At 50.6% G+C, this 13,629-nt stretch carries 13 protein-coding genes; 11 read left to right on the forward strand and 2 right to left on the reverse strand.

From position 1 onward, the window contains the following. Positions 1–127: 127 nt before the first annotated feature. From hppD to ACQY6F_RS12285, 5 genes are all read left to right on the forward strand, one after another. The gene (gene hppD, locus ACQY6F_RS12265; RefSeq protein ID WP_428774727.1) at positions 128–1,201 is read left to right on the forward strand and encodes a 4-hydroxyphenylpyruvate dioxygenase; all 1,074 of its coding nucleotides are present in this window, start codon (positions 128–130) and stop codon (positions 1,199–1,201) included. Beyond that, complete coding sequence (locus ACQY6F_RS12270; RefSeq protein ID WP_428774728.1) at positions 1,194–2,333, forward strand: homogentisate 1,2-dioxygenase; 1,140 nt, start codon at positions 1,194–1,196, stop codon at positions 2,331–2,333. Before hppD ends, ACQY6F_RS12270 begins: the two co-directional genes overlap by 8 nt. Before the next feature lie 9 nt (positions 2,334–2,342). Next, on the forward strand, positions 2,343–3,353 hold the full coding sequence (locus ACQY6F_RS12275; protein ID WP_428774730.1) for a fumarylacetoacetate hydrolase family protein: 1,011 nt from the start codon (positions 2,343–2,345) through the stop codon (positions 3,351–3,353). Next, the gene (maiA, locus tag ACQY6F_RS12280; RefSeq protein WP_428774732.1) at positions 3,353–4,006 is read left to right on the forward strand and encodes a maleylacetoacetate isomerase; all 654 of its coding nucleotides are present in this window, start codon (positions 3,353–3,355) and stop codon (positions 4,004–4,006) included. Before ACQY6F_RS12275 ends, maiA begins: the two co-directional genes overlap by 1 nt. Before the next feature lie 95 nt (positions 4,007–4,101). After that, positions 4,102–4,371, forward strand: coding sequence for a hypothetical protein (locus ACQY6F_RS12285; protein ID WP_428774734.1), 270 nt, complete (start codon positions 4,102–4,104; stop codon positions 4,369–4,371). A gap of 39 nt (positions 4,372–4,410) precedes the next feature. On the opposite strand, the gene ACQY6F_RS12290 is transcribed toward ACQY6F_RS12285, so the two are convergent. Further along, entirely contained in the window at positions 4,411–5,130 is a 720-nt protein-coding gene (locus ACQY6F_RS12290) for a glycerophosphodiester phosphodiesterase family protein (protein ID WP_428774735.1), read from the reverse strand. A gap of 391 nt (positions 5,131–5,521) precedes the next feature. On the opposite strand from ACQY6F_RS12290, the gene ACQY6F_RS12295 reads away from it, so the two are divergent. The 5 genes from ACQY6F_RS12295 (at position 5,522) to cobA (ending at position 11,285) form a co-directional block, all read left to right on the forward strand. Next, positions 5,522–6,307: an MBL fold metallo-hydrolase gene (locus ACQY6F_RS12295; protein WP_428774737.1), complete on the forward strand. Its 786-nt coding sequence runs from the start codon at positions 5,522–5,524 to the stop codon at positions 6,305–6,307. Positions 6,308–6,581: 274 nt separating this feature from the next. Then, a complete protein-coding gene (nirB, locus tag ACQY6F_RS12300) occupies positions 6,582–9,140 on the forward strand; it encodes a nitrite reductase large subunit NirB (RefSeq protein WP_428774738.1) in 2,559 nt (852 codons plus the stop codon). Positions 9,141–9,142: 2 nt separating this feature from the next. Continuing rightward, positions 9,143–9,466, forward strand: a complete 324-nt coding sequence (gene nirD / locus ACQY6F_RS12305; RefSeq protein WP_428774739.1) for a nitrite reductase small subunit NirD — start codon at positions 9,143–9,145, stop codon at positions 9,464–9,466. Positions 9,467–9,595: 129 nt separating this feature from the next. Next, positions 9,596–10,408: a formate/nitrite transporter family protein gene (locus tag ACQY6F_RS12310; protein ID WP_428774741.1), complete on the forward strand. Its 813-nt coding sequence runs from the start codon at positions 9,596–9,598 to the stop codon at positions 10,406–10,408. Positions 10,409–10,517: 109 nt separating this feature from the next. Beyond that, positions 10,518–11,285, forward strand: a complete 768-nt coding sequence (cobA, locus tag ACQY6F_RS12315) for a uroporphyrinogen-III C-methyltransferase (RefSeq protein WP_428774742.1) — start codon at positions 10,518–10,520, stop codon at positions 11,283–11,285. 135 nt (positions 11,286–11,420) lie between these two features. Here cobA and ACQY6F_RS12320 read toward each other — a convergent pair whose 3' ends face one another. After that, on the reverse strand, positions 11,421–11,645 hold the full coding sequence (locus ACQY6F_RS12320) for a hypothetical protein (RefSeq protein WP_428774744.1): 225 nt from the start codon (positions 11,643–11,645) through the stop codon (positions 11,421–11,423). A gap of 334 nt (positions 11,646–11,979) precedes the next feature. On the opposite strand from ACQY6F_RS12320, the gene ACQY6F_RS12325 reads away from it, so the two are divergent. Next, positions 11,980–13,599: an ATP-binding protein gene (locus ACQY6F_RS12325; protein WP_428774746.1), complete on the forward strand. Its 1,620-nt coding sequence runs from the start codon at positions 11,980–11,982 to the stop codon at positions 13,597–13,599. Positions 13,600–13,629 lie beyond the last annotated feature (30 nt).

Here is a 13,629-nt window from a genome sequence, read left to right on the forward strand (position 1 = left end):
TTTTCACGGTTTACAATGCCGCTTGCCAGGCTGTTTGTTAACAGATTTCACTTCAACTGTTCAAATCTCATCGCTTCTATTTCACTTTAGGTAGGGACTGCCAAATGCAAGCCTCAAGGAGTAGAACATGGCAACTGATTACAACCCACTGGGAACCGATGGATTTGAGTTCGTTGAATATACCGCCGCTAATCAAAAGGGCATTGACGATCTGAAACAGCTGTTCGGGTCTCTGGGCTTTGCGGAAATCGCCAAACACCGGTCAAAAGAAGCCTGGCTGTATCGCCAGGGTGACATCAACTTTATTGTCAATGCGCAGCCACACAGTCAGGCGGAAGAGTTTGCCCGCATCCACGGCCCGTCAGTATGTGGTATGGCGTTCAGAGTTCAAGATTGCGCCAAAGCGATGGAACATGCACTGGCCAATGGCGGTAAGAAATACCAGACTGAAATTGGCCCGATGGAGCTAAGCATCCCAGCCATTTACGGCATTGGTGACAGCTTACTCTATTTTGTCGACCGCTATGGCAGCCAGAGCATCTATGATGTTGATTTTAAATTCTATCCGGATGCCGAGCAGCGCCTGAAAGAGAAAGACGTTGGCTTGTATGAGATTGACCATTTAACCCACAACGTTAAACAGGGCCATATGGATATCTGGTCTGGTTTTTATGAGCGTATCGGCAACTTCCGTGAGATTCGGTACTTTGATATCGAAGGCAAACTGACCGGACTGGTCAGCCGGGCGATGACCGCGCCATGCGGCAAGATCCGCATCCCGATCAATGAATCATCGGACGACAAATCGCAGATTGAAGAATTCATACGTGAATACAACGGTGAAGGTATTCAGCATATCGCACTAACCACGGACGATATCTACACCACGGTACGTACGTTGCGTGAGCGCGGTATGGCATTTATGCCGACCCCGGATACCTATTACGAAAAAGTCGATCAGCGGGTAGAAGGTCACGGTGAAGACGTCGAAGCGTTGCGCGAGCTGCGCATTCTGATCGATGGCGCACCGATGAAAGACGGCATCCTGCTGCAAATCTTCACCCAAACGGTTATTGGTCCGGTCTTTTTTGAAATCATCCAGCGTAAAGGAAACCAAGGCTTTGGTGAGGGGAACTTCAAAGCGCTGTTTGAATCGATTGAAGAAGACCAGATTCGTCGAGGAGTACTGAGCGATGCATAAGTGGATCACATTCCCTCACCGGGAGGGAGTGTGTTCGCGCCAAGCGCACGCTGACTTCCCGCAAGAGGCAATTTACGAACGAGAAGCGGGCCGAAGCGGATTTTTCGGTCCGGCTTCCCATTTTCACCACCAACACGCGCCAACCGGCTGGAGTGAATGGGAGGGCGAACTTCGCCCGCGCTTGTTTGATTTTTTGAAAGTCGAACAGGCAAATGTCGGCTCTCCCTGGGCAGTGCCCAATCTGCTTTACAACAGCAATTGCAAAATTCGCGTCTGGCGCGTGGAAGAGTCAATGGATTTTCTGGCCCGAAATGCAGACGGTGATGAGCTGCTGTTTATCCACCAGGGCGAAGCAGATCTCTACTGTGATTATGGCCATCTGCAGGTCAGTGAAGGGGATTACGTGATGATCCCCCGTTCCACCAACTGGCGGCTGGAGCCCCGCGAAACCTTGTTCATCTTAATGATTGAGAATACGGATGCCGCATACACTCTGCCGGACAAGGGGATGGTGGGTAACCACGCCGTGTTTGACCCGGCAGTGTTGCAGGTTCCGTCGATCAATGACCAGTTCCGGGCCCAGTACAGCGAGCAGACTACCAAAGTGATGGTTAAGCGCCATGGTCAGGTTAGCCGGATTACCTATCCGTTTAATCCGCTTGATGCGATTGGCTGGCACGGCGATCTGTCAGTGGTGAAACTGAACTGGCGTGACATCCGACCGCTAATGTCTCATCGCTACCATCTGCCGCCATCAGCGCACACCACCTTTGTCGGCAATGGCTTTGTTGTCTGTACCTTTGTGCCGCGGCCGATAGAGAGCGATCCCGGCGCGCTGAAAGTACCGTTCTATCATAATAATGACGATTACGATGAAGTGCTGTTCTACCACGCTGGCGATTTCTTCAGCCGGGATAACATCGAAGCGGGCATGGTGTCGTTCCATCCTGCCGGCTTTACCCACGGACCACACCCGAAAGCGTTCCAGGCCGGTCAGCAGTATAAGAAAAAATTTACGGACGAAGTGGCGGTGATGATCGATACCCGCCATGCACTGCAGTTTGGCGAAGAAGCCGAGCAAGTGGAAAACAAACAATACGTCTACAGTTGGAAACCGGCTTCGGCCGACTAGGGAGCAGAGATGAAGTTAGCAAGCTTAAAGAATCAAACTCGCGACGGGCAACTGGTCGTAGTCAGCCGGGATTTGACCCGTTGTGTTGCGGTCACCGATATTGCTCCAACCCTGCAATACGCGCTGGATAACTGGGATGAGGTACAAACTAAACTCAATGAAGTTTATATCAGCTTAAATGAAAGTCCGCTGGCCGGTGAAATACCATTTAACCAGCATCAGTGTGAATCTCCGCTGCCGCGCGCGTATCAGTGGGCTGACGGCTCAGCCTACGTTAATCATGTGGAGCTGGTGCGTAAAGCCCGCGGCGCAGAAATGCCGGAGAGTTTCTGGACCGATCCGCTGATGTATCAGGGTGGCTCTGATGCGTTTATTGGCCCTCGGGATGATATTCCGCTGGGAAGTGAAGAGTGGGGCATTGATTTCGAAGGTGAAGTTGCGGTGATCACCGGTGATGTGGTGATGGGAGCCAGTGCTGAGCAGGCCGCTGAATCTATTCGGCTGGTGATGCTGGTTAACGATGTTTCACTGCGTGGGTTAATTCCGGCGGAGCTTGCCAAAGGATTCGGTTTTTTTCAGTCTAAACCATCTTCGGTATTCTCACCGGTGGCGGTGACACCAGATGAACTGGGCGAGCACTGGGATGGCGGCAAAGTGAACCTGCCGCTGCTTTCAACCTATAACGATCAGCCGTTTGGCTGTCCGAATGCCGGCGTCGATATGACGTTTGAGTTCCCGCAGTTGGTAGCCCATGCTGCGAAAACCCGGCCATTAAGCGCCGGTGCTATTATCGGTTCGGGCACCGTGTCCAATAAGCAAGGCACCGACTTTGGTACCGCGATTTCAGAAGGCGGAGTTGGTTATTCCTGTATCGCTGAAGTGCGGATGATTGAAACCATTCGTGACGGCAAGCCGAGGACCTCGTTCATGCATTTTGGTGACCGGATCAAGATAGAAATGCTGGATGATGAGGGGCGTTCTATCTTTGGTGCTATCGATCAGCGGGTGGTGAAATACTGATGGCAGGCGAAATCACCTTATATGGTTACTGGCGCTCCTCTGCGGCGTACCGGGTGAGGATCGCGCTAAACCTCAAGCAACTGGCATATAGACAGATGCCGGTGCATCTGGTTAAAAATGGCGGAGAACAACACACCGCCAGCTATCAGCAACTGAACCCCAGTGAACTGGTGCCGGTGTTGATTGATGGTGATTTGGTCTTAAACCAGTCGATGGTGATTCTGGATTACCTGGAAGAGAGTTATCCCAAGCCCGCACTTTTGCCACATGAACCGCTGGACTATTATCGAGTCAAAGCTCTGGCGCAAGACATAGCGGTCGATATCCATCCGCTGAATAATCTGCGGGTACTGCAGTATCTGGGCAAAGAGTTGCAAGTGTCTGACGAGCAGAAAAGTTGCTGGTATCGGCACTGGATAGAGGTCGGATTTCACGCGTTAGAGAAAAAACTGGCCGCTGTGGCCGGTGCTTACTGCTTTGGCGACCAGATAACGCTGGCTGATGTCTGTTTGGTGCCTCAGGTATACAATGCTGAGCGTTTCAAGGTGGACATGCAGCCGTTTCCGATCATTCGCCGCGTCAGTCAGCAAGCACGGGAACATCCGGCATTTGCTGCCGCCGCCCCGGAAAACCAGCCCGATGCGGAAGGGTAATTCAGTAAACCATTCGAATTGTTAATAGGTATTGGTTATGCGTTGCACTTAAAGGTGGATATAAATTATCTATCATTCAGACCGGGAGCATCGTCATGACCAATCACTTTAGCGATCACTTTCAAGTTCTGCTCGACCAAATCAACGGCCTGGCCATGGGAGCCGGGTTGGAATCCTGCTCTGTTCCGGTGAAAAGTTTCGATGGTATAGAAACCGCGGAAACTTATATCCAGGGCCGTTATCCCTCAATAGTTTCAGTGGAGTATCACGATGATGGCGCGTGGTTTGCTGACATTCGCGGCACCACAGTCAGTTCGTTCGAACAGCTCTCTGCTGAACTGGGCCAATTAGAACCTCTCTGTTGATGATGTATTGGCTTTGCAAATATTAGCGTTGAATATTAATCATCGGTGATGAGATAAAAATCTTTCTGGATAATCACTGAAAATCGCATCGACTTGGTCAAGCAGCGCAAACTTACTGGGCTGATTGACCGTATAGCACCAAACCTGGTAACCCGCCAGATGCAACTGGCTGAGTTGTTTCTGGGTCAGCCATCGGTAATTGAGGTGGCAGCTAAACGCGTTGATTTGCTTGAGTAGCTGCCACTCTTTTTCACTCAGCCGGTTAGCCAATACGCCGAGACGATAATCCGGGCAGCTTTGATGCAGGCTTAGCATGATGTCGTGGTTGAAACTGGACAGCAATACTTGCTCTGTCGAAAGAGGGCTGCGGCTAAGCGCGCGGGCGACCAGACTTGTAATGGTGACGCTGTCACATTTATCAGCCTTGATTTCCACATTTACCTTGAGCTGTAAACTATCCGCCAGCGCAAACAGTTCCGGCAGTGTCATGATGGTTTCACCGGCGAATTGTTCACTGAACCAGCTACCGTAATCATATTGGCGCAGCTGCTCCAGAGTCATCTGGTGAATCCAGCCTTTGCCATTACTGCAGCGGTCTATGGTGGGATCATGGTTGATCACCAGGTCGTCATCGGCTGAAACCTGAACATCAATTTCTATCCACTCCAATCCCAAATTGGCAGCCGCTTCTATGCTTATTCGGGTATTTTCAGGAAAGTGCCCAGCGACGCCGCGATGGCCGGCGATGATGGTTTTCATAATTTGCCTCTGTTGAAGGGGATTTGCACTACCGCATGTTATAGTTTCAGGAAACGTATTGAAGTATCAACCAAATTTAAAGATACGTCATTGAAAATTCAGCGTTACTTATCCTGACATTTCCATACTCACATATGCGACCAATTGAACTACTATGAGCGGGTCATATCAGTGTGACTATTCATTCATCTATTTGTCATTTCTTTCCAAATGGTTTGAGCCTGCAAGTCAGGCTCTTTTTTTTTGCCCGTTTGTCTCCGTCCGCATATCAACTAATCTTAATTCAGCCGCAAAGCTGTGAGTTTGATGTTGGCATCGTGCTACAAACACTGCTAATTTAAATTGGTCAGACCAGAAATAACTATTAAACATAAGCAAACAAGGATTCGTTTTGCGCTTACATACCATACAGGGTTACATCCAACAGATGTATTTGGTGGAGTACCCGGACAAACTGTTGTTACTCGACGGGGCCAGTCGTGCTGATGTCGCTTATCTTAAACATTACATTACCCATGAAATGCAGCGTCCGCTCAGCGATCTGAAAGTCGTGGTCGTGACCCATATGCACCCGGATCACGCCGGAGGCGCCCATTTGCTGCGTAAAATCTGTGGGGCAAAAATCATTGCAGCCAACCAGCCGGGCCACTGGTATCAGGGCTTGGCTGGGTGGCTGATGTTTATCACCGATCTGGCGTTGGCGCGTTGGGTGGCTAATCGAATGAGAAAGCCGCGGCGCCGTCTCTGGTATGCCAGAAAACTCAAACCGGATGTGATGCTTAATGATGGCGATACGTTGCCTGAATTTAGTGACTGGCAGGTATTGGAAACGCCTGGCCATACTGACAGAGACCTATCTCTTTACCATCAGGGTGACAGTATATTGTATGTGGCGGACCTGATTGTTTCTGTAAAAGACAAATTGATCTCGCCGTTTCCGGTTTTTTATCCCAACCGTTACCGAGAGTCGGTTACCCGGGTCTATCAACTTCAGGCCGAGCACCTGTTGATCGCGCATGGTGGCGAAGTGAATTTTGACCTGCCAGCCTACCGACACCTGATGGATACCGCACCGATAACACCTGCAACCCACTGGCGGGCAACGAAAATTAAGTTTCGCGCGCTGATTCGCTCTATTTTGCTGTTCGGCTGGACGGAAAAAAAGCCGAGCCGCTAAGCCAATTTGTATATCTAAGGTAATAACCTTTCCGTTTTTTGGCCTATATTGTGAAATAAAATAACATTTCAGTAATTAACTCCCATCAAAATAAACCAGCCATCAAGCTAAAAACTCTCTGAAAACCAACCTATATGGTTGTTTTTGGTTGTTTGTTACTCTAAATGGCTACCTCTTTAGGGTAGTTTAAAAACGTAATTGACTTACATCATTCTTTAAAATCTGTAACCAACCAACAATGTCTCCAGTTACGAAATACACATCAGGTACGATTATGAGCAAGTTGAAACTGGTGATAATTGGCAATGGAATGGTTGGACACCGGTTTATCGAAGACCTAGTCGATAAAACGGACGTCAGCAAGTTCGATATCACCGTCTTTTGTGAGGAGCCACGTGTCGCCTATGACCGTGTCCACCTCTCATCTTATTTCTCCCACCATACTGCAGAAGAACTGTCGCTGGTTAAGCAAGGTTTTTACGAAAAGCATGGTATCAAGGTTTTGATTGGCGAGCGTGCCATTAATGTTCATCGTGATACGCAGACGGTTTACTCCAGTACTGGGCGTGAGGTCAGCTACGACAAACTGATTCTGGCCACCGGTTCTTATCCGTTCGTTCCGCCGATTAAGGGGAATGAAAGCAAAGACTGTTTTGTCTACCGCACCATCGAAGATCTGAAGGCAATCGAAGCCTGTGCTAAAAACAGCCAGCGCGGCGCGGTAGTGGGTGGCGGATTGCTAGGTCTGGAAGCGGCTGGTGCGCTGAAAGCGCTGGGTATCGAAACCCATGTGGTGGAATTTGCTCCGGTACTGATGGCTGAGCAGCTCGATCGTCAGGGTGGTGATCAATTACGCCGCAAAATCGAGCGCATGGGTGTGCAGGTCCACACCAGTAAAAACACGCTGGAAATTGCACCAGAGGGCGCTCAAGCCCGAAATACCATGTATTTTGCCGATGACACTAAGCTGGAAGTAGACTTCATCGTCTTTTCAGCGGGTATTCGTCCACAAGATAAACTGGCCCGACAAATGGAGCTGGATATCGCCCCTCGCGGCGGTGTAGCGGTGAATGACGTCTGTCAGAGTTCAGACCGTAACATTTACGCTATTGGCGAATGTGCTTCCTGGAACGAAACCTTCTATGGCTTAGTTGCGCCAGGTTACAAAATGGCCACGGTTGCCGTCGACCATCTGCTAGGCCAACAAAGCCGCTTTGAAGGGGCGGACATGAGCGCCAAGCTGAAACTGCTTGGGGTAAAAGTTGGGTCAATTGGTGATGCCAATGGCCGCACGCCGGGCTGCAAGAGTTTTGTCTATCAGAATGAAGAGCAGGAAGTGTATAAACGCCTGATCGTTTCTGAAGACGGCAAAAAATTACTGGGTGCGGTTCTGGTCGGGGATACCTCTGACTACGGCGACCTGTTGCAACTGAAACTGAATGAGATCGATCTGCCGGAACATCCGGACAGCCTGATCCTGCCGGCACACGCCGGTGCAGAGAAACCGACCTTGGGCGCTGACGCTCTGCCTGAAAGCGCGGTGATCTGTTCCTGCTTTGACGTCACCAAGGGCAAAATTGCCCAGGCAGTCAGCGAAGGACACCATACCGTTGCCGATATTAAAGCGGTCACTGGAGCAGGAACCGGTTGTGGCGGCTGCATTCCACTGGTGACATCGGTCTTGAATGCTGAGCTGGCCAAAGCCGGTATCGAAGTGAAAAATGATCTCTGCCAACACTTTGCCTACTCCCGCCAGGAATTGTTCCACCTGATCCGGGTCGACGAAATCAAGACCTTCGAGCAACTGCTGGAGAAATACGGTCAGGGCTACGGCTGTGAAGTGTGTAAGCCGGCGGTGGGGTCTATTCTGGCTTCATGCTGGGGGGAACACATTCTCCAGCCTCAACTGGTGAAGCTGCACGATACCAACGACAATTTCCTTGGCAACATGCAGAAAGACGGTACTTATTCGGTGATCCCGCGTATGGCTGGTGGTGAAGTGACTCCGCAGGGGTTGGCAGCGCTGGCCAATGTCGCCGCAGAATACCAGCTTTACACCAAGGTTACCGGCGCTCAGCGTATTGGCCTGTTTGGTGCCCAGAAAGACGATCTGCCGGCGATATGGGGCAAACTGATCGACGCCGGATTTGAGACCGGACAAGCTTATGCCAAAGCGTTGCGTATGGCGAAAACCTGTGTCGGCTCAACCTGGTGTCGCTATGGCGTTCAGGATTCTGTCGGCCTGGGTTCGATGATCGAAAACCGCTACAAAGGCATTCGCACACCGCACAAGATGAAGTTTGGTGTATCAGGCTGTACCCGTGAATGTGCAGAAGCGCAGGGGAAAGACCTGGGTATTATTGCTACGGATGCCGGCTGGAATATGTATGTATGCGGTAACGGCGGCATGAAGCCTCGTCACGCTGACCTGCTGGCCAGTGACCTGGATCAGGAAACGCTGATCAAGTACATCGACCGATTTATGATGTTCTACATCCGTACCGCGGCGCCGCTGCAGCGCACGTCAGTCTGGCTGGAAAATATGGAAGGGGGAATCGACTACCTGCGCCAGGTGATCGTTGAAGACAAACTGTCAATCAACGCTCAACTGGAAACCGATGTTGCCAAGCTGGTTGCCGAGTATCGCTGTGAATGGCAGCAAACGCTGGACAACCCGCAACAGTTGGCTCGCTTCGCTCACTTTATCAACTCAGATATGCGGGATGACAACGTGCTGTTTGTGCCTGAGCGCGACCAGCATCGTCCTGCCACCATTTCTGAAAAGTCGTCACACACCAAGGGTGACATTCTGCACGTGGAACTGGAGCACTGAACATGAGCTTTAAACAAGTATGTCTTTTGTCCGATATCGTCCCCGGTACAGGCGTCTGTGCGCTGGTCAACGGAGAGCAGGTTGCCGTGTTCAGACCGCGCGACGATGAACAGCTGTACGCCATTAACAACATGGATCCTTTTGCCCATGCCAACGTGCTGTCACGAGGGCTGATCGCTGAACATAGTGGTGAGTTCTGGGTTGCCAGCCCGCTAAAAAAGCAGCGTTTTAACCTGCAAAGCGGTGTTTGTATGGAAGATGAGCGATTCAGTGTTAAAGCGTATGCCGCCCGCGTCGTCGATGGTGTGGTGGAAATCGCCGCTTAAACCAGAGGTTCAATAGCAAAAAGGCTTCTGGCAGTGGTCAGCAGACATCCTTCAGTAGAAGGGAACCTGGCCGGGAGTCTTTGTCTATTCAATCTTAACTTTTAAATTTAACTTTTAGGAACAGGGACTATGTCTTATATCAAACCTGCTGATTTCGTCCAGACCATGATCGACGCTGGCGAAAGCAAAATATTTATGTCGACTCGCGATACTTTAGTTCGGGCAATCATGGCCGGTGCCATCCTCGCCATTGCCGTCGCAGTGGCCATTACCGCCGCCGTGCAAACCGGTACGCCGATTGTCGGTGCTTTGGTATTCCCGGTGGGCTTCTGTATTCTGAACCTGATGGGTTTTGACCTGTTGACCGGCGTGTTTGCCCTGGCTCCGCTGGCGCTGTTCGAACGTCGTCCTGGCGTGTCTAAGTCTGGTGTATTACGCAACTGGGGTTTGGTGGCGCTGGGTAACTTGATCGGCGCGGTGTCGGTCGCCTTTCTGGTGGCTCTGACTTTTACCATGAACTTTAGTGTTGAACCTGGTTCAGTGGGGCAGGCGTTTATTAAAGCGTCTACTGCGCGTAGCGTCGGATTTGCTGAACACGGCCTGAACGGTTGGATCACCGTATTTGTTAAAGGCATCCTGTGTAACTGGATGGTAAGCCTCGGCGTGGTTGGCGCCATGGTGTCTAAATCAGTCAGCGGTAAAGTGCTGGCGATGTGGTTCCCGATATTCATCTTCTTTGGCCTGGTGTTTGAACATGCGGTGGTGAATATGTATCTGTTCCCGTTAGGTATGATGCTGGGCGCTGATTTCACCATCGCCGACTGGCTAATGTGGAACCAGATTCCGGTGACGTTAGGTAACCTGGTGGGTGGCCTGCTGTTTACCGGCCTAAGCCTGTACATGACTCACGTTAAAACGCTTCCGCAACGCAAAGCAGTATAACGCCAGTGCCCCGCCTTTGTGGCGGGGCCTTATCAATAGTGGTTATGACGTTAGCCGTTATTGATAAGGTCACCGACTTAAGCATCTTCAACCAATAGGCAGCAGCACAATGACATCCCGATCTGGCGTTAATAATTGTAACGGTTTGGTATCCCTTGTTGGCGCAGGCCCGGGTGACCCGGATCTGCTGACCGTGAAAGGTCAGCGAGTGATTCAGCAGGCGCAGGTGGTGGTCTATGATCGACTGGTTTCGGAGCAGATTCTCGCCCTGGCGAGCGCTGATGCGGAGATGATCTATGTTGGCAAACAGTTGGACTATCACTGTGTACCGCAGTCGCAAATCAACCAAATCCTGATTGATAAAGCCCGCCAGGGATTAAATGTGGTACGGCTCAAGGGCGGCGATCCTTTTATCTTTGGTCGCGGCGGTGAGGAGCTGGAAGCCCTGGCGGAACAGAGGATCCGTTTTGAAGTGGTACCCGGTGTGACTGCTGCGGCGGGGGCCACGGCCTATGCCGGCATTCCACTCACCCACAGAGATCATTCGCAAAGCGTGCAGTTTATCACCGGTCACTTGCAGCCGAATGGTGAAGAGATTCACTGGCCATCTGTGGCACAGGCGAATCACACTTTAGTGTTCTACATGGGGCTTAAGCAGGCGCCATATATTGCCCGTCAACTGATCGAACATGGTTTGAGCCCCGAAACCGGTGTGGCGATCATCGAAAATGGCACCCGGCCGGAGCAGCGTGTCTTTTGCGGCAGGTTATCTGAGTTACCTGAACTAGCCGCCACGGCCAAAAGCCCGGCACTGATCGTGGTTGGCAGTGTCACTCAATTGCAGCAAAAGCTGGCCTGGTTTAGTGAGGAATCATGAGATGGCTGGTTACCAGCATTTTGGCTGTTGAAAATCGACAAAAGAAAACCAGCTTATAGCTGGTTAATCGAAACAGAATTATAAAAAGTCTGCCGCTTGATTCAGGTAACACTGAATGTACGGTCTCAATTATCGTCAATTATCGGGGTGGCAGCAAAACTCCGCACGCCAAAATAACCGTTTAGAGTGTTTCATCGACTCCATCAGTTCCTCACCCGACATTTGAGGATAAGCTTTTATCACGGTGACATCGTCACCGGTTAAATCTGCTTCATAGGCCCGCACATGGGTGAATGTACTGGCCATATTGTGTGATAGCATAGATTTTGTTAGGCAAATTCCCAAATCGTCCCTTCTCATTGTTGCTCCCTCTGACCTTGTTTAGTGAAGCAGTTATTATGAATTTTTATTCTGCCAACACTCTTAGTTTTTCCACCGCTGCTTAATAAGTATACAGTTATTAATTATAGCCGGGCTAGCGTTTCCGGCCATTCTGAATTGACTCAAATCAATAAATTTACCAAATGCAGTAACAAAATATTAATGAAAATATCGTGAGTTCACTAACTGGTTGAATTTTGGATTAGTCACTTTATGGCGAGTTGTTGACAGGTTAAGTCACAATTATTCCGTCCATGTTTAGATCGGCCAAAGATAAAGTGCTAGTTTTAGGCCGTTATACAGGGAGTGCACTATGGAATGGAGTAGTATCAGTTTTCGTAAGCGAATGCTGATCATCATGACGCTGTCGGGTCTAATTGAGCTGTTACTGTTAGTGGCGGCTGGCTTTATCTACATCAAACACTCTCAGGAACAAGAGATGGGTATGAAGGCGCTGGGCGTCGCCTCATTTCTGGCTAAATCGCCCATGGTTGTTGAATTGATCGAACAACAGGAGCAGCAGGATTACCAACAGCAGTTCCGTGAACTGACCCAACTACTTGGTGCGGCTTTTATTGTCATCGGTGACAAAAACGGCCTCCGGCTGATCCACCCGCTGGATGACAGGCTGGGTAAGCCGATGAAAGGTGGCGACAACGAACGCGCCCTGGAGCTGGGTGAAGCGTACGTTTCTATTGCCAAAGGTTCGTTAGGTTACTCAGTCCGAGGCAAATCGGCGGTATTTAATGATCGCGGTGACATCATCGGTGTGGTGTCGGTCGGCTATCTGCTTGAGCGACTGCAGGATCGGATTGAACCTTATCTCATTTATCTGTTGTTCATGGCGTTTTTGGTCGTGGTGGCCAACGTTATTGTATCCAGCTACGCATCCAGACGATTCCAGAAAGCTATTTTGGGTTTTGAACCGGAAGAAATCGGTCGATTGTATGTCGAACTGGATGTGACACTCAGTACGCTGAAAGAGGGCATACTGAGCATAGACGCTCAGGGCCGTTTGCGGGCGATCAATCGCAGTGCTTGCGATATTCTCGGCCTAAACAAAGAGGAGTGTCTGAACAAGCCACTGGAGCAGGTACTACCCCAGAGTGATTTACACCAAGTTCTGACCAGCGGCCGCTCTGATCATGATATCGACCTCTATCTGAATAATAAAAAACTGATCGCCAACCGCAGCCCGATAGTGGTAGACGGCAAGGTGGTGGGGGCCGTTTCCAGCTTCCGTTTACGGGACGATATCAGCGAGCTGACGCGTCAGTTGGCACAGACCAAAGAATACGCTGAGATGCTGCGCTCCCAGACCCATGAGCATCGCAATAAACTTAACACTATCAGTGGCATGGTCCAACTGGGTGAGCTGGAAGCCGTACAAGAGCTGATCGGTCAGGAAACGGCTCACTACCAGTCATTGATCGAGTTCCTGCGCGAGGCCGTTCAGGAGCCGTTGATCGCCGGCCTGTTACTCGGTAAAACCGAGCGGGCCAGGGAGCTGGGCCTGGAGCTGACGGTGGAACCAGGCGCCAAACTGGATCCGTTACCCGAGCGGATCAACCCCGAAGATGTGGTCACCATACTGGGCAACTTGATTGATAACGCCTTTGACGCAACCTTAGCGGCCAGCAAAGTTGTGGTTCCTTTTCCGGTGGAACGGCGCCAGATTGAAGTCTCGGTGAGCGATTACGGCACAGAAGTCATTATTGAAGTGATCGACCAGGGCTGTGGACTGCCGCCAGAATTAACACCAGAGCAACTTACCCAGCGGGGGGTTTCCAGTAAGGAACATCATTCACGCGGGGTGGGGCTGTATTTGGTGCAGCAGTTAACCAGTCGCTATGGTGGCCAGCTGGAAATGAATAATAATTCTAAATATGGAGCGAGAATGACGGTATACCTGCCGAAGGAAGGCGCAAGATGACCACTAAGACCAAGTGATGATCATTGAAGA

This window comes from Vibrio sp., assembly GCF_050299255.1.
Taxonomy (GTDB): domain Bacteria; phylum Pseudomonadota; class Gammaproteobacteria; order Enterobacterales; family Vibrionaceae; genus Vibrio.